A 16,979-nucleotide genomic window follows, 5' to 3' on the forward strand; every position below is an offset into this window, starting at 1 on the left:
CCGGAAATGGTGCCGGTGACACTGGGGGAAGACCACTCATGAGAGATCCAGCGGCATGTTCCGGCATTAGTGCCCAGGGAAAATCAGTGGCGCGCTCCAGGCTGTGGATGGCCATGGTGGCGGCGTTTGCGGTGTTTGCCATGGTTGGTGTGTCGCTTGTGCTTGGTCCTGTCACCGGAGCATCGGCGGCAGATCCGTGCGGCCCCGGCAGCAACCCCATTTCCTGTGAAAACAGCAAACCGGGCGCGGATCCCGCCATTTGGGACGTCACCGGTGCCGGGGAATCGGACATTCAAGGATTTTCCACCGACATCAGCGTCAACGTGGGCCAGACCATGGGCTTCAAGATCAAGACGGATGCTGCAGACTACACGATCGATATTTACCGCACCGGCTGGTACCAGGGGCTTGGCGCACGCAAGATCACTTCCATTGACCCCTCCGCAGCGCTGCCGCAGATACAGCCGGAGTGCCTCTCTGATATTGAAACCCAACTCTATGACTGTGGAACTTGGGGCCTGTCGGCGTCCTGGGCAGTCCCGGCAAACGCGGTCTCCGGTGTCTATATTGCCTTGCTGACACGCAAGGACAACGGCAATGCAAGCCACGTCACCTTCATAGTCCGCGACGATTCCAGCCACGCGAAGGTGGTTTTTCAAACCTCCGATCCCACCTGGCAGGCCTACAACAGCTATGGAGGCGCGGACTTTTACCAGGGCGCCTCCATTGGCCGGGCGTTCAAGATCAGTTACAACCGCCCCGTTGTCACTCGAGGCGACGTTGGCGGGCGGGACGCCTACTTTGCCAGCGAATACGCCATGGTCAGGTTCCTTGAACAAAACGGCTACGACACCACCTACATTTCCGGCGTCGACACCGACAGGCACGGGACCCTGCTGAAAAACCACAAGGTGTTCCTTTCCGTGGGCCACGACGAATACTGGTCCGGGGCGCAGCGGGCCAACATTTCCGCTGCCGCCGACGCGGGGGTGAACCTGCAGTTCCTCTCCGGCAACGACGATTACTGGCGCACCCGCTACGAACCCTCCACGACCGACAACACGGATTACCGCACCATCACCTCGTACAAGGAGACCTGGTCGAACGCCAAAATTGATCCATCGCCTGAATGGACCGGCACGTGGCGTGATCCCCGCTTTGCCTCAGCAGCCAATGGTGGAGGAATGCCGGAAAACGCACTCAGCGGCACCATCTACATGGCCAACTACACGGATCTTCCCGTGACGGTGTCTGCGGCCGAGGGCAAGACCCGATTGTGGCGGAACACGACGCTGACGTCCATGGCGGCCGGCACGAAACAAGCTTTGGCTCCGCATACTGTGGGCTATGAATCCAACGAGGACCTGGACAATGGCTTCCGGCCAGCCGGGCTGATACGGCTCTCAACAACCGTGGGCGAAACCCCGCAGTACCTGCAGGACTACGGAAATGCCGTTCTCCCGGGAACCACCACGCACAACATCACCTTGTACAAGAATCCCTCGGGCGCCTTGATCTTCTCTGCCGGGAGTGTGCAATGGTCCTGGGGCTTGGACCAAACCCATGATGGCAATGGTGCCCCGGCCGACCCGCGCATGCGCCAGGCCCAAGTGAACCTCTTGGCGGACATGGGCGCCCAGCCGGCAACCCTTGACCCTGCATTGGTCGCCGCCTCGGCCAGCACCGACACCACGGCACCCGTGGTGTCGGTGGCCAGCCCGGCCAACGGCACCACTGTGGCCAATGGCGACAACGTGACCCTGAGCGGAACGGCAACGGACAGCGGCGGCGTGGTGTCCGGCGTCGAAGTTTCCACCAACGGCGGCACCAGCTGGCACCCGGCGACCGGCACCGGCAACTGGAGCTACAGCTATGTCCAGCACGGCAAGGGGGCCCGGAACATTCTGGTGCGCGGCATTGACGACAGCGCCAACTACCCGGCAACCCCCACGGCAGTCCAGCTGCAGGTTGACGGGCCGTACAGTGTTTTTGGCAATGAAGTCCCCGCGACGATTGACTCGCAGGATGCCGGGAACACCGTTCTTGGACTGCGCTTCACACCCACCGAAAACGGCTACATTTCAGGTGTTCGTTTCTACAAGAGCGCAGCCAACACAGGCATTCACACGGGAAAGGTGTGGGACGCAGCCGGAACTGAGCTTGCAACACTTGCCTTCGCCAACGAATCGTCCAGCGGATGGCAAAGCAGCCGTTTCGTGACGCCCGTGAAGGTGACAGCGGGAGAAAGCTACGTCGTGTCGTACAACGCACCCAACGGGCGCTATTCGTACGCCACAGGGTACTGGGACTACAAGGGAATGGACAGCGTGCCACTGACGGCGGCGGGCGGCTTTGGTGCTGCACCGGCCGGTGTCTACAACACCAACTCAAGCTTCCCCACGGACAGCTTCGAAAACAGCAACTACTTTGTGGATGCCATCTTCGAAAGCACCGACACTTCCCCGTTGACGGCGGTTGGTCAGGTGCCTGTTGATGGTGCTGGGAGTGTTGCTGTTTCGAGTGCTGTGAGTGCTGTGTTGTCGAAGGATGTTGTGCCGTCGAGCGTGGGTATTGTGCTTAAGACGGCGGCTGGTGTTTCGGTGGCTGGGAGTACTTCCTTTGATCCTGTGTCGCGGGTGGCGTCGTTTGTTCCGGGGGCGGCGTTGGCGGAGTCGACGAAGTTTGTGGCGACGTTGAGTGCGACGGCGGTTGGCGGGGGTGCGCTGATTGCTGGCGGGAGTTGGTCCTTTGGCACGGTGAAGCCTGATTCGGTGGGTTGTCCGTGTGGTTTGTATCAGGACAGTGCTGTACCGAGCGTGCTGTCGATTGCTGATGGAACGGCGTTGTCCTTGGGTGTGAAGTTCAGTGCCTCGAGCAACGGGACTATAACTGGGGTGAAGTTCTACAAGGGTCCTGGCAATACTGGTACTCATACGGGGTATTTGTACAAGGCTGACGGGTCGGTGTTGGCTTCGGTGGTGTTTACCGGTGAAACAACCACGGGCTGGCAGATAGCAACGTTCGCGACTCCGGTGGAGGTGACCGGTGGTGCTGAGTACACGGCGGCGTATAGCAACGCGGTGGGCACGTATTCGTCCACTCCGGGGGAGTATGGGGCGAATGTGACGGTGGGGCCGTTGCATGTTTCTGCGGGCTCTGCGGTTTACTCCTATGGTTCCAACTACCCCGTCAACGGTTCTTCCGCCAGCTACCTCGTCGACGTCGTCTTCGAACCCGCAGTGATGCCGTTGTCCGCAACAGGCCAGGTGCCTGCCGATGGTGCCGGCAGTGTTCCGGTATCGACTGCTGTCAGTGCTGTGTTGTCGAAGGATGCAGTGCCGTCGAGCGTGGGCATCGTGCTGAAGACGGCGGCTGGTGTTTCGGTGGCTGGAAGCACTTCCTATAACGCTGTGACCCGGGTGGCGTCATTCGCTCCGGGGGCGGCGTTGGCGAAGTCGACGAAGTATGTGGCGACCTTGAGTGCGGCAACGGGGGATGGCGAGGCACTTGCGGCCGGGGGAAGCTGGTCCTTTGGCACGGTGAAGCCTGATTCGGTGGATTGTCCGTGCGGTTTGTACCAAGACAGTGCAGTACCGAGCGTGCTTTCCATAGCCGATGGGACACCGCTGTCCCTGGGCGTAAAGTTCAGCGCCGCCTCTGATGGGACGGTGACAGGGGTGAAGTTCTACAAGGGCCCCGGCAACACTGGCACTCACACCGGGTACCTGTACAAGGCTGACGGGTCGGTGCTGGCTTCGGCGGCGTTTACCGGTGAAACAACCACGGGCTGGCAGATAGCAACGTTCTCGACTCCGGTGGCTGTGACCGGCGGTGCTGAGTACACGGCGGCTTACAGCAACCCGGTGGGCACATATTCGGCGAATCCGGGGGAGTATGGCGGGGATGTCGCTGTGGGGCCGTTGCGCGTTTCTGCGGGCTCCGCGGTTTACTCCTATGGTTCCAACTACCCCGTCAACGGTTCTTCCGCCAGCTACCTCGTTGACGTGGTCTTCGAACCCGCAGTGATGCCGTTGTCCGCAACAGGTCAGGTGCCTGTTGATGGTGCTGGGAGTGTTGCTGTTTCGAGTGCTGTCAGTGCTGTGTTGTCGAAGGATGTAGTGCCGTCGAGCGTGGGTATTGTGCTTAAGACGGCGGCTGGTGTTTCGGTGGCTGGGAGTACTTCCTTTGATCCTGTGTCGCGGGTGGCGTCGTTTGTTCCGGGGGCGGCGTTGGCGGAGTCGACGAAGTTTGTGGCGACGTTGAGTGCGACGGCGGTTGGCGGGGGTGCGCTGACTGCTGGCGGGAGTTGGTCCTTTGGCACGGTGAAGCCTGATTCGGTGGGTTGTCCGTGTGGTTTGTATCAGGACAGTGCTGTACCGAGCGTGCTGTCGATTGCTGATGGAACGGCGTTGTCCTTGGGTGTGAAGTTCAGTGCCTCGAGCAACGGGACTATAACTGGGGTGAAGTTCTACAAGGGTCCTGGCAATACTGGTACTCATACGGGGTATTTGTACAAGGCTGACGGGTCGGTGTTGGCTTCGGTGGTGTTTACCGGTGAAACAACCACGGGCTGGCAGATAGCAACGTTCGCGACTCCGGTGGAGGTGACCGGTGGTGCTGAGTACACGGCGGCGTATAGCAACGCGGTGGGCACGTATTCGTCCACTCCGGGGGAGTATGGGGCGAATGTGACGGTGGGGCCGTTGCATGTTTCTGCGGGCTCTGCGGTTTACTCCTATGGTTCCAACTACCCCGTCAACGGTTCTTCCGCCAGCTACCTCGTCGACGTCGTCTTCGAACCCGCAGCGCCCCCGCTGGCAGTCACCAGCCGATCTCCGGTTCCCGGGGCGATGGGCCAGCCCGCGGACGTACTCGTCAAGGCCACGTTCTCCGAACCTTTGGCGGCAGGCTTCACCGCAACGCTCAAGGACGGAGCCACGGTTCTCTCCGGAACGACGACGCTTTCCCCGGATTCGAAGACAATCACGTTCAGTCCAGCCAGCGCTCTTCCAAGCGGTGCCACGATCTCAGTGGTGCTGGCAAGCTTGGTGTCCACGCAGGGGGCGGAACTGGCGGATGTGGACTGGCAGTTTGGCACAGTTGGTGAGTCCTCAGCTCCTGGCAGCCAGTCGATGTTCGGAGCTTTGGTTCCAGAAACACTCTCCAACTCCGGTGACTCAGCGGCCATTGAATTGGGTGTTGCCTTCACTCCGGCAAGCTCCGGGACAGTGACTGCCATCCGCTTCTTCAAGGGCGTCGGTAATACAGGAGTACACACCGGATCCATCTGGAACGATTCCGGGGTGAGACTGGCAACGGTGCAGTTCGCCGGTGAAACCTTAAACGGGTGGCAGAGTGCCACGCTGGCCACGCCCCTGGACCTGGCAGCCGACACGACGTACACGGTCTCTTACTACGCGCCGAATGGCCGCTACTCGTCAACCGTTGCGTTCTTTGCCGCACCGTTCTCCAAGGGCCAGCTGTCCGTGGCTGCAGGCAACAACGGAAAGTACTTCTATGGGACAGGCGGAGGAATGCCCATCAACAGTTGGAATTCAACAAACTACTTTGTCGACGTGCTTTTTACCCCCGCTGAGCCCTAGTCGAAAAGCTCCACGCTGCTGGTGGACGATGTGCCAGAAAAGCGGCGCTCATGGCGAACAGGTCGAGGGGCAAGCAGGTGGTGACTCCAGCTGTTGTTTCCCACGTCTGTCTGCCGGATAGAGGACTCCGCGGTTGGGACTCTTCCTGCAACGACAATACAAGAAGCGACAGCACAAGAGGCGTCACGCTTCGTTTGGTGCAAACACTGGGCATCGGGCCAGAATTACGCCACTGTCTGCTTCCATGGGAGGGTATGGGATCAGCAACGATCAGGCTTGATGGGACCGGTGCTGGAACGTGGCGAATTAATCGTATCTATGTACGTGTATCTATTGCGGTGGTGTAACGGTGGGGGTATTGTGGGGGTATGAGTAGTCGGGAGGAGTTCCCCGGGGACCGGGGCTTTGCAGCCACAGCGGATGTGGCTGCACTGCTTGGTGCGATCACTCTTCCTTCCATTGAACCCTTTGGCCCTGACACTGCGGCACTGGCGGGCCTGCCGGCGTTTATTGCTTTTCCTTCCCCGGTTCCCGAGCCGCCCTCGCGGGTGGGGGTCGCCCGGGCCGTGTACGACGCCGGAATCGAGGCGTTGCTGGTGTTGAAGCGCCTCGAAGACGCCACCGCAGCCTGCAAAGCAGAACTCATCGCCCAGGTCATGGCGGCAGCGACCGTCGAGGGAACCGCGGTGGGTCTTGATTCCTGGCAGGCAGGAATCGCCGAAGCCAGTGCCTGCACCGACATCGCCTTGACCCTGTGTCTTCCCGAACGCACTGTCACCGCGCTGGCGCACCACAGCACCGCCCTGACCACCACCCACCGACACACCCTGGCCGCATTGCACGCCGGGGTGCTCTCCTACCGGCACGCGGGGTTGATCGTGGATGAATGCAACACCCTGGCCGAAACCCCGACCATTACCGCCGAACAGATCACCGTCTTTGAACAACGCCTGCTACGCCTGGCCCCGGGCACCACAGCCTCCGGGTTCGCCTCCAAAGCCCGCCGCGCCCGGGAAAGCACCCACCCAGAAACCAGGGCCACCGCCACCCGCCAGGCCTACCGGCACCGGGCCATGACCCTGGACCCCGGACGCGACGGAATGTCCTGGCTCACCCTGCACATCCCCACCATCAGCGCCGAAGCCATCTGGGTCCACGCCACCCGCACAGCACGCACCATCAAACACAACACCACCACCACCACCAACGGCGGCAAGCCCGGCCGGGGCAGCCAGCAGAGCGATAGCGGCAGCGGGGAGCACCGGACCCTGGCACAACTACGCGTCGACGTCGCCACCACCCTCCTCCTCAACCAACAACCCCTCCCCACCCCCGCCAGCAACACCAGCAACGGCCACGACAACGCCGATGCTGGTGACAACGGCAACACTGGTGCCGGAAAGAACCACTCAGGAAGCAATGCTAGCCACGGTGACGCCAGTACTGGCGGCATGGGCAGCCACAGCAACGATACGGATGGTTCAGAGCCCCCGAACCAAGCCGGCGACGTCCCGTTCGGTGCGAACTCCGCTTTCGGTGTCTCGCTCATCGAAGAAGCACCCCCATGGGCACACCGCAACCCCACAAACGACACCGACGACACAGACACCGAGGGCGCAAAGAGGACAAAACCTGCTGACAACAAAGCCCGCATCGTCACCCCCACTGACGCGCCCATCACCAAACCACGCGACGCTCAACACGCCACCGGCAAAAGTGGCCCTGGCAAAAGCAAGGCTAAGGAAACCACCACCGAGGGTGCTACAGAGTCCGCGACCAGCGACAGCACCGACCAAACGACCAAAACCGGCACCACCAACAGCCCCAGTACTACCGCCAGCGGAAACACCACCGCCAGCGAAAAGGCGACGGGAAGCAGCGCCGGGGCCAGCCAGGGCGCCGTCCCCGATGCGGCGGACCACCCCGCTGGTGCGGGGCACGGTGTGGGTGCGGACCACCCTGATGGTGTGGAGCGCGACGGAGGTGAGCCGCCCGAGGCCGGGGTGGAAGACGTGCCCGTGGTCGGGGAACTCCTCAGCGATGGATCAGGCTACATTGACGGGGTCGTGGACGGAATCCCGGAACATCCCGAACAGGACTACCTCGACCAACTCGAAGCAATCCGAACCCACCACACCATCACCGACCCGCCCATGCCCAAAGCCCTGGTCTTGGTCACCGTGCCGTTCCTGTCCGCGCTGAACATCACCGATGAACCAGGCGAACTCGTCGGCACCGGCCCCGTCCCAGCCCCGATCGCCCGGAAACTCCTCGCCAACTCCACCACGTTCCTGCGCGTACTCACCGACCCCGTCACCGATGAGCCCTTGGCAATGAACCCCACCCGATACACGATCCGCGAAACCGAAAAAGCTGTCCTGCGCGCCCTCGCCGGAGGCTGTTATATCCCCAACTGCCCCAACCCCGTCATGGACACCGACACCGACCACCTCCAAGCATTCGAACACGGCGGGGAAACCACCCTGGCCAACCAACGCCCCGCCTGCAAGCGCCACCACCACCTCAAACACTTCACAGACGACAAAGACCAACACGGGAACTACCGCCGCGAACACGACCCCCAACGCACCACGATCCGCCTCCGCGGCTGGAAACCACTGCCCGCCAACGACGGCACCACCGCCTGGCTCAGCCCCTCCGGCACATACCACCCACCCCAATACCAGGAACCCCGACCACCAGCCTTCCCCAAATGGCTCAAGAAAAAACTCAACAACGCCCTCAACACCACCGCACCCACCACCAACCCCACCACCAACCCCACCACCAACCCCACCACCAACCCCACCCACACAAGCCCACTAGAACAATTCCTCATCACCTACACCCACAAACACCACAAATTACGCCATGGCACAACCAGTCAGCGGTGACGCGATGAGACCACGCAGGGCAGAAGCTCGATGAGATATTGTCCGCCCCGACGCTCACCAACCGTCCACGACTAGTCCTTGGGATTGCTCATCTAGCGGACAACGGCCGGAGACCAAGCGTGTTCAAGAAACAGTTGTGGTGCTGATTCTGCCGTGACTCCAGTTGACCAAATATCGTTGTCTCCCACAGTGCCGTCCCTTGGCATCCCATACAACAAAGTCTGGTTGTCCAGCCATTCAATTTGGTCATCCACGCTGCGGGTCTCCGCCAGCACGGTTTCAGTGTTGCTGGCCAGGTCCAAAATGGCGATGTTCCAATGCGGGCTGGGTCCGGGGACAGCATTCTTTTTGTAAGCGATGCGCGTGCCATCCGGCGAAAGGGAGGGGCATTCAGCGGTCTCAAGGATGGAAGTCAAGGTCCGCTTGTCAAGATCGCCGCGCACCAGCCAAGTGTCGGCACCGCTGGCGGCCGTGGCATAGAACGTATTGTCATCCGGGGCGAAGGTCACGCCCCACAGGTTTCTGTCCACTGGGGCAAAAGGCTTCCCGTCCACGATGAGCGTGAAGTCTTCAAGGTTTCCGAAGTCACCACCTGCGGTCTTGGCTATGACCGTTGCGGTTGAAAAGCTGGCAGGGGCGTAAGCATGGCCTGTAACAAAAGCCGTGGATGCCACGAGTGTGCCATCGGGGGAGACCCTTGTGCGGCTCGGGATGCCTGGAAGCGGCCATTCCCGTTCCTGCTGCCAGTCGGCCGTGTAGATGGCGGCTTCAAAGGTGGTGACAATGCCTGCATTGGTGCGTAGGCAGGCATTGGTGCCGCCGGCTGAATAGATGCGGTCACACACTGCCCCTGTTACCGTCCGGGGTCCTTGCGGGTTGTTCAGGGGCACGGAAGCGACATGGCCGTAGCCTGCACCGGAGGCCGTGTTTCGAAAGACCACATGTGGAGTGGAGGGGTCGAATATCCCAGCCGTCACGGCTACCGAGGCCGGTGCAGACTGGCGCTTTTGGTATTGAACGAAGGACCATGCGCCGTAACCAATGGCCATGGCGAGCAGTACTGCCGTAATGAGGACAAGCCACGTCCAACGAGCCCTGGAAGTCATGCAGATTCCTTCGTCGGCTTGATCCCACGCACCAACAAAACAACGCACACCAGAACTGCGGCCAAGGCTGCAGCGGCCAGCAGGATCGCCTGCTGGCGGCCAACCGTAAACCAGAGAATGCCGAACCCCACAGAGGCCACCAACCGGGAAAGGGCAACGACAGTTTGGGCTGCAGCGATGCCGCTTGCGCGACTGGCGGGAGTGGAGAATTGTCCTGCCAGCGCAGCCAGTACTCCATCAGTAGCTGCGTAAAAAGTCCCAAGCAGCACCAGGCACGCCAGCGTTGCCGTGGCTCCGGCCGTCGGCAGGGCTGCGCATAGGTAAGCGGCAAGCAAAGCTCCGTGTCCCACGACAAATAGACGCATCCGACCCCACCGGTCCGCCACCCTTCCCAACGGTATGGCAAGCAGCAGGTAGGCCACATTGGTGCCAACGTACAGCAGCGGAAACCACTGGGTGGCAAAGGATGCCCGGCTCTGCAGGACCAAATAAATGAAACCGTCGCCAATGGTGACCAAGCCGAAGATGGCCGCCACGAGCAAAAGCTTGCGCATGGCAGGATTGTTCAGTTCCGTCCACCGGAACCGTGCCCGCGGCGCGTTTGCTGCAGATTTTCCTTCCGCGTCACCTGCGGCTGCGGCAATGACGGCGGCTCGCTGCTTCCGGGCTGGGACGATGATGCCCAAGACCGCCAGCCCGATCAGACCGCAGGCCAGCGAGGCGACAAAGACGGCGTGGTAGCCATTGGGGATGAACAGCAGCACCACGAAGGCCAGCAGCGGCCCAATCGTGGCCCCCACGGTGTCCAGCATCCTGTGGACGCCAAATGACCTGGCCAGGTGCTCGGGTTGGGCGGCGTCGGAAATCATCGCGTCGCGCGGGCCTGTCCTGATGCCCTTGCCAATCCTGTCAATCGCGATGATGGACGTGATGGCACCAAATCCCGTTGCCACCAGCAGGCCAACCCGGGAAACTGCCGACAGCCCGTAGCCCAAGAAGGCCACCAACTTGTGGTGGTCGGAGCGGTCCGCCGTCCAGCCGGCGCCGATGCGGACGAAGGCGCTTATTCCTTGGTTAATGCCGTCAAGGAATCCATAGGCCACCAGGGACAGTCCCAACGCTCCCGTGATGTACAGCGGCAGGACGGCACTGACCGACTCGGAGGAAATATCGGTGAAGAGGCTTACAAGACCCAACGAAATGATGATCGGAGATATTTTGAACGGCGTTGTGGTGCGGACCGACTGGTCGGCTTTGCCTCCACGGCGATCCGAGAATGAAAGATACATTTATGCAAGGTCCCTAACTGCCAGCGTGCAACACGCCAAAGATGATGTACTCCGTGCCGCCATTCTCATGGAGAGTTGTGGTGACGGTGACTTTGTCATTCCCGCGGGTGAACCACATGGCGTTAGAACCGTCTGCTGACGGGGCCTGTACGGCGCCAAGGCCCATTGCGGCAAACTCTTTCTGGTAGTACTGCATGATGGCCAGTGGCCCTGCAGTGTTGTGGGCAACGAGGCTGACTTGAAGAATCGAACCTTGCGGACTGACTGAGCTGCTCTTCACCGCGGAAGACGGCATTTCCGGAATGACAGTTGAGGGGAAGCCCTTGACGAGCGCGCCGTTTGCACTGCCTGGCGCCGGTAGGGGCAGTTTGAGCAAGGGTCCGTCCGCACGCGACGTGGGCAGGGTCGGATTCTTGGGCTTCTGGGCAGCGGGGACTTCCAACGGTCGGTTGGGATCGGCAGTGGCTGCCGGGGCCTTCGGAGCTGCTGGGGCTTTCGGATCCGCTGGGATAGCCTGTGCGCTGCCGGAAGCGGGGGAGGAGGCAGACGGATCTTCAGATGAACTGCTGTTGGGAGACAGCGGGTCGGTTGGCGAAGCTGCTGGTGAAGGCACTTTTTCCGATTGACTGCTGGACGGCCCAGCAACTGGGCCCGAGACTTGCTGGCCCGGCAATAAGTTCAGGACCACTGCTGCGGCAACAATGAGGACCGCCAATCCAAGTCCGGCGATCACTAAAATGCGTGGCTTCATTGCTGCCTCGAGTCATTAGGTCCGTGCTCCCGTTACGTTGGTGACGGTGCAATGAAGCCTAGCCGTCGATGCTTCCACCCTAGTCCGGCAACTGCGGTTGCTCCAGAGCTGGCGGCACACGTTACGGCATCGCAACCAGCTTTGATCGTGGTTACACGTGGCCCGGACGTCCTGAAGCGTGGAACGCCCGTTCGTCCTAGACTGACAATGGTTAGACATGACTGTCCGAGAGACAAGACCGTGCAAGGGATTTGCCATGATTGAGATGCCACACCACAACTGGGCCGTGAGCCCGCTGACCGGTTTCACGCGTGAGCATTGGCTGGCAGCAGCCGACGCACAGTTGGGTGCCGTGCGCCCCTTCGCCACGGCGGAGCACGCCTTGATCAGCTTGCCGGGTACTGCCAGCATGTCAGGGGAGGTCTCCGACGGTCTGGAAGGCTTTGCCCGCACCTTCATCCTCGCCGCATTTCGTGTCGCCGGGGAAGCCGGGGAGGACCCGCACGGCCACCTTGATTTTTATCGCAGCGGACTGCTGGCCGGCACCGACGCCGCCTCCGCACACCCCTGGCCCCGCATCGACGTGACGCGCCAGGCCCTGGTGGAAGCGGCGTCGCTGGTCCTCGGTTTGCACCTGAGCCGCACATGGCTCTGGGACACTTTGTCCATCCAGGAGCAAGACCAGGTCATTGCGTGGCTAGACGGTGCCGCCGGCATGGCCGTCCCGGACAACAATTGGGTCATGTTCAAGGTCATGGTGCAGGAATTCATTGCCTCCACCGGGCGCCCGTTCCACCAAGCGGACATTGAGCACGGCTTGGCCCGCATTGAAGATTGGTACATTGGCGACGGCTGGTACAGCGACGGCGACGGACAGCGCTTCGACTACTACGCCGGGTGGGCCATGCACCTCTACCCCTGCCTGTGGACGTTCATGGCCGCGCCGCGCGTGCCCGAACTTGCCGCTCAAAAGGCAGCCCTCTACAAGGAACGCCTGGCGAACTATCTCCAAGACTTCCCCTACTTCTTCGGCGGCAACGGAGCCCCGCTCTTCCAAGGCCGCTCGCTCATTTACCGCTTGGGTGCGACAGCCCCGCTCTGGCTCGGTGAAATCATGGGTGTCGGACAGCTGGCCCCGGGCGCCACGCGCGCACTGGGCAGCGCGGCCCTGCGTTACTTCAACGACGGCGGCGCGTTTGGCGAGAACAACGTGCTCAGTTGCGGCTGGTTTGGCACGTTCCGCCCCATGACCCAGGTGTATTCCGGCCCGGGCTCCCCCTACTGGGCCTCCAAGGGATTCCTTGGTCTCCTGCTGCCCGCCGACCACCCTGTCTGGACCGACGTCGAACAAGCCGGGCCGGTCGCCACTGACGACTCCGTGCGCGTTCTGCACGCTCCCGGTTTCCTGCTCTCCAGCACGGCTGCCGATGGCGTGGTGCGCCTGGCCAACCACGGCAGCGACAACTACCCGGGCATTGTTCCTGGCGACGACCCGCACTACTCGCGCCTTGCCTACTCCACCCACACGGCGCCCGAATACTGCGCACCGCTGGACAACCACATGGCCGTCCTTGACATTCTGGACGCCCCGTCCCGACGCACCGTCATTCACCGCCGCCAAACCACGACGCCGGACACTCTCGCCAGTGCCCACCGTCCGGTCTGGGGCGATGAGGCTGTGGAAACGGACTCGCCGTGGCGCATCAGCTCTGCCACGGCCGTTCGCGGACCATGGGAACTGCGCGTGCACGTGGTGGAATCGGACACGCCCCAAACAGCAATGGTGCGGGAAGGCGGATACGCAGCACCGGCCCACGGCGCCGTGACCTCGCACCTCATCCCCGTGCTGGGCACAGGCCTCTCCGGGCTTGAACACGCGTTGGGCACCAACCCCATGGCAGCTGAAACCCTCATCCCGTGGCGCACGGGCGAGCACTCGGGAACCCGTAGCGTCCATGGATCTCTTGCCGTGTTGACTGGTGACCCGGAGGTGTCCAAAATGCTAAAAGGCTTCGACCCAGCCAGACTGATGCCCGTCCTGGAAGACAATTCCATCGAAGGGCAGAACGGCGCGTTGACACTGACCATCACGGCGCCGGATGGCAAACCCCTGGCCGCGGGTTTACTGCTCGAGGCGTAGGGCGGGTCAGGCTGCCGAGCAGACCCAGCCCTCGGGCATTGAACCTGCCGCGAGGAAGTCAAGAAGGTCGTTGCTGGCGGTTGTGCCAAGGATGTCATCGGCCTGCGTGTAGATGATGGGTTCCTCCTTTGCATTGTGCGCATCGAGCAGGGCCAGTAGCTCGGTGCAGGCCCCGCGCAGGGTGTCCTCCGCTCCAGTGTCCGCGTCGGTGCCGTCAGGCAGCAGCGCCGCAATGACGTTCATCTGGCGCCAGAGCTGGCCGTGTTCGCGCACCATGACGAAGACGGGGCCCATGAGTCCGGCGGCCTTCAGCGGGGGAAACAAGAACTGTTCCTCCAAGTAAATGTGCCGCCGCAAACCGTTCAGGGCAGAGGTCAGCGGTGCAGAGTTCGGCGGTGCAGAGGTCAGGGGGGCTGGCCCGGACGGTCCCGCGCCGTCAAGGGATTCGATGAAAGATTCGATGCCTCCGTCGATTGCGCGGTGTTCGAGCTCCAGGGCTTGGCCCAATGTCATTGATTCCATGGTTCCTCCTTGGCGGCCGCCTTTCCTTCAGGCTACTCCGGCACGCGCGGCTGCGGCGCGGCTGCCCGGAGCGGTGCTACTCCGTCACGATGTCGCGAGTGCGGAAGCGCCACACCCCCAATGCAGCCAGCACCACGGCAATCAGCAACAACACCACCAGCGGCATGAGCGCAAAATCCGCAACGGGCATGCGCGGCACGGCGCCAAACGGCGTTGCCTTGATCGCCGCTTCGGAGAGTGAGAACAAGCTGCCAAACATGGCCACCAGGACGGAAATCCCGTACACCGCCCAGCTCAGGCTGACACTGAGCCTGGGCAGGAAGCCGTGCAGGAACAGCAGCACTCCAAGCATCAGCAGCACGGCCGGCCAATACGCCAACGACGCCGCCGCAAGCTCGCCGCCCGTGGCGGCCCCCTGGGAGGAAGCTCCCATGAGCCAGCCACCCAACAGCAGCATTGCGGCGGATCCGGCGGCGGCAACAAGCATCTGGGCGAAAAGCCATCTGCTGCGCGACAGCGCCCCGGAAAGCTGGGATTCGAGCCGTCCGCTGGCTTCCTCGGCCCGGGCTCCGGCCAGGCATTGCACGGCGAAGGCACCCGCCAAAAGGCCGTTGAACAACACCAGGAGGCCCATCACTCCCTGAAGCACGGTGGCGCTGTCGCCCACAAAAGCCTTTGCATACGGGTTTGACGGGTCAATCGCATCACTCATGGCTTGGCCCACGCCGCCAAAGAACAATCCGACAACCGCCGCCCCGGCAAGCCAGCCCACCAGGCTGCCGCGTTGCAGGCGCAGCACAAGCCCCACGGGCTGGACCAGAAACGCCGTCGCCGTGGCCGGGCCGCGCCGTTCGGGCAAAAGCCCCATTCCCAGATCGCGGTGGGTTTCGATCCGCAGGGCAACGGCACAACCCACAAGGGCCAGCAAAACCAACGGCGCCAGCGGCCACCACGTATCCTGCCCGAAGGGACGCATGGTTTGCGCCCAGCCGATGGGGGAGAACCAGCTCAAGGGGCTTGCCTCGGTTCCGTTGGCTTGCAGGTCCGCCCCTGCGCGGATGAAATAAAAGACGGCCAGCACCACGACGCCGAGGGAATTGGCGCCCCTGCTGGTGGAACTGAGCTGGCCGCACAGGGCGCCCACGGCAACAAAGGCCAATCCAGTCCCGGCGATCGAAGCACCCATGGCCCAGGAACCGGCCGCTGGCAGGTCCACCTCCAGGCACAGCAGCGAGATCAGCAGCCCCGTCACCACGCTCAGCGCCCCGGCCACGGCATAGTTCGCCACACTGTATGCGTGCCGGCCCAGCGCGGAGGAACGCAGCAGCTCGGTGCGCCCTTCCTCTTCATCGGCCCTGCCGTTGCGGGTGACAAGGAAGATCGAGGCAAAGCCCAGCGCAACGGCAAGCGTCATCCAGATCTTGATGACAAGGATCCCGCCCAGCGAACCGGCTGCGTACGGCAATCCTGTCATGGCCGCCACGGCCGGGTTGTTGGCCACTTGCGCGTAGGCGTCGCGGTCGGCTTGCGTGGGGAAGATCTGCTGTTGGGAGTTGTAGACCACGGGGATCATGACGGCCAGCACGGCCGCCCATAGCAGCAACCTGACCCAGTTGCGGCGCAGAAGGAAGCGGACGCAGATGGATAAACCTGTCATGGTGCCCGAAATTGACATGTCACGGGAAGGCTCGCGGGAACTGGGCACGGCGGTGTTGATCGCGTCCCCGCCCTGTGTTTGCCTTCCGCAGGTGCGTCGGAAGGAGCGGAGCCGGCAGCCGGGCCGCCGTAGTGGCGCAGGAACAGGTCCTCCAACGACGGCGGGCTGGACACCAGGGTGTGCGGCGCGTAGCTCGACAGGACAGCCAGGACCCCGCCCAGCTCGGCCTCGCCCACGGTGAAGGTGGCCTTGGGGCCGTCGACCGCCAGGTCGTTGATGCCCGGCACAGTCGCCAGCACCGAGGCCTCCCTGTCGAGGACAATGGACACCGTGGTCCTGTGCAAGTGGCGCAGTGCATCCAGCCGCCCGGCTTCGACGGTCCGCCCCTCGCGGATGATCGTAATGGTGTCACACAGCTTTTCCACCTCGGCAAAGATGTGGCTCGACAGCAGCACGCTGCGGCCCTCATCCTTCACCTCGCGGATGCACTCGGTAAAGACCTGCTCCATGAGCGGGTCAAGGCCCGACGTCGGTTCGTCCAGGATGAGCAGTTCGGCGTTGGAAGCCAGCCCCGCCACCAGCGCCACCTTTTGCCGATTGCCCTTGGAATAGCTCCGGGCCTTCTTCGTGGGGTCAAGCTTGAACCGTTCCAGCAGGCTGTCGCGCTTTGCGGTGTCCACGCCGCCGCGCAGGCGCGAGAGGATCCCGATGGCCTGCCCGCCGGTGAGGTTGGGCCACAGGCTGACCTCACCGGGGACATAGGCAATGCGGCGGTGAAGTTCGACGGCGTCGCGCCAGGGGTCCCCGCCCAGCAACCGGGCGGTCCCGCCGTCGGACGTCAACAGACCGAGCAGGATGCGGATGGTGGTCGACTTTCCAGAGCCGTTGGGGCCCAGGAACCCGGCAACTATGCCTTTCTCCACCTGCAGGTCAAGGCCTGCCAGGGCAGTGGTCCTGCCAAAATGCTTGTGCAGGCCCGTGGCCGCAACGGCCAGATCGCTCGCTGACATGGGCTTT

The 16,979-nt window shown here is 62.5% G+C and carries 9 protein-coding genes; 3 read left to right on the forward strand and 6 right to left on the reverse strand.

Annotation, left to right across the window (positions count from 1 at the left end):
* Nucleotides 1-107 precede the first annotated feature (107 nt).
* The gene (locus QMG25_RS14835) at nucleotides 108-5,603 is read left to right on the forward strand and encodes a DUF4082 domain-containing protein (protein WP_502866421.1); all 5,496 of its coding nucleotides are present in this window, start codon (nucleotides 108-110) and stop codon (nucleotides 5,601-5,603) included.
* A gap of 368 nt (nucleotides 5,604-5,971) precedes the next feature.
* Complete coding sequence (locus tag QMG25_RS14840) at nucleotides 5,972-8,497, forward strand: DUF222 domain-containing protein (RefSeq protein ID WP_283461552.1); 2,526 nt, start codon at nucleotides 5,972-5,974, stop codon at nucleotides 8,495-8,497.
* Nucleotides 8,498-8,589: 92 nt separating this feature from the next.
* Here QMG25_RS14840 and QMG25_RS14845 read toward each other — a convergent pair whose 3' ends face one another.
* From QMG25_RS14845 to QMG25_RS14855, 3 genes are read right to left on the reverse strand one after another with little or no spacing between them, the layout of a single operon-like run.
* Nucleotides 8,590-9,603 carry a hypothetical protein gene (locus QMG25_RS14845; RefSeq protein WP_283461554.1) on the reverse strand — a complete coding sequence of 338 codons (1,014 nt, stop codon included), beginning with the start codon at nucleotides 9,601-9,603 and terminating at the stop codon, nucleotides 8,590-8,592.
* The gene (locus tag QMG25_RS14850) at nucleotides 9,600-10,892 is read right to left on the reverse strand and encodes an MFS transporter (protein WP_283461556.1); all 1,293 of its coding nucleotides are present in this window, start codon (nucleotides 10,890-10,892) and stop codon (nucleotides 9,600-9,602) included. Before QMG25_RS14850 ends, QMG25_RS14845 begins: the two co-directional genes overlap by 4 nt.
* Before the next feature lie 13 nt (nucleotides 10,893-10,905).
* A complete protein-coding gene (locus QMG25_RS14855; RefSeq protein ID WP_283461558.1) occupies nucleotides 10,906-11,643 on the reverse strand; it encodes a hypothetical protein in 738 nt (245 codons plus the stop codon).
* A 256-nt stretch (nucleotides 11,644-11,899) separates the two neighbouring features.
* Here QMG25_RS14855 and QMG25_RS14860 point away from each other — a divergent pair, with 256 nt between their 5' ends.
* A complete protein-coding gene (locus QMG25_RS14860; RefSeq protein WP_283461560.1) occupies nucleotides 11,900-13,783 on the forward strand; it encodes a DUF2264 domain-containing protein in 1,884 nt (627 codons plus the stop codon).
* Nucleotides 13,784-13,789: 6 nt separating this feature from the next.
* On the opposite strand, the gene QMG25_RS14865 is transcribed toward QMG25_RS14860, so the two are convergent.
* The 3 genes from QMG25_RS14865 to QMG25_RS14875 form a co-directional block, all read right to left on the reverse strand.
* Nucleotides 13,790-14,305, reverse strand: coding sequence for a hemerythrin domain-containing protein (locus QMG25_RS14865; protein ID WP_283461562.1), 516 nt, complete (start codon nucleotides 14,303-14,305; stop codon nucleotides 13,790-13,792).
* Nucleotides 14,306-14,381: 76 nt separating this feature from the next.
* A complete protein-coding gene (locus QMG25_RS14870) occupies nucleotides 14,382-15,980 on the reverse strand; it encodes an ABC transporter permease (RefSeq protein WP_283461564.1) in 1,599 nt (532 codons plus the stop codon).
* Nucleotides 15,959-16,972 (reverse strand): ABC transporter ATP-binding protein, encoded by a 1,014-nt coding sequence (locus QMG25_RS14875; RefSeq protein WP_283461567.1) that lies wholly within the window; start codon nucleotides 16,970-16,972, stop codon nucleotides 15,959-15,961. The genes QMG25_RS14870 and QMG25_RS14875 overlap by 22 nt, the downstream gene beginning before the upstream one ends.
* Nucleotides 16,973-16,979 lie beyond the last annotated feature (7 nt).

This window comes from Arthrobacter sp. H35-D1, from assembly GCF_030063185.1.
In the GTDB taxonomy this organism is placed as follows: Bacteria; Actinomycetota; Actinomycetes; order Actinomycetales; family Micrococcaceae; genus Specibacter.

Coding starts and splice junctions, on each gene's coding strand:
- QMG25_RS14865 (WP_283461562.1), bottom strand. CDS start 14,305: ATGGAATCAATGACATTGGGCCAAGCCCTGGAGCTCGAACACCGCGCA.
- QMG25_RS14845 (WP_283461554.1), bottom strand. CDS start 9,603: ATGACTTCCAGGGCTCGTTGGACGTGGCTTGTCCTCATTACGGCAGTA.
- QMG25_RS14850 (WP_283461556.1), bottom strand. CDS start 10,892: ATGTATCTTTCATTCTCGGATCGCCGTGGAGGCAAAGCCGACCAGTCG.
- QMG25_RS14860 (WP_283461560.1), top strand. CDS start 11,900: ATGATTGAGATGCCACACCACAACTGGGCCGTGAGCCCGCTGACCGGT.
- QMG25_RS14870 (WP_283461564.1), bottom strand. CDS start 15,980: ATGTCAATTTCGGGCACCATGACAGGTTTATCCATCTGCGTCCGCTTC.
- QMG25_RS14840 (WP_283461552.1), top strand. CDS start 5,972: ATGAGTAGTCGGGAGGAGTTCCCCGGGGACCGGGGCTTTGCAGCCACA.
- QMG25_RS14875 (WP_283461567.1), bottom strand. CDS start 16,972: ATGTCAGCGAGCGATCTGGCCGTTGCGGCCACGGGCCTGCACAAGCAT.
- QMG25_RS14855 (WP_283461558.1), bottom strand. CDS start 11,643: ATGAAGCCACGCATTTTAGTGATCGCCGGACTTGGATTGGCGGTCCTC.
- QMG25_RS14835 (WP_502866421.1), top strand. CDS start 108: ATGGCCATGGTGGCGGCGTTTGCGGTGTTTGCCATGGTTGGTGTGTCG.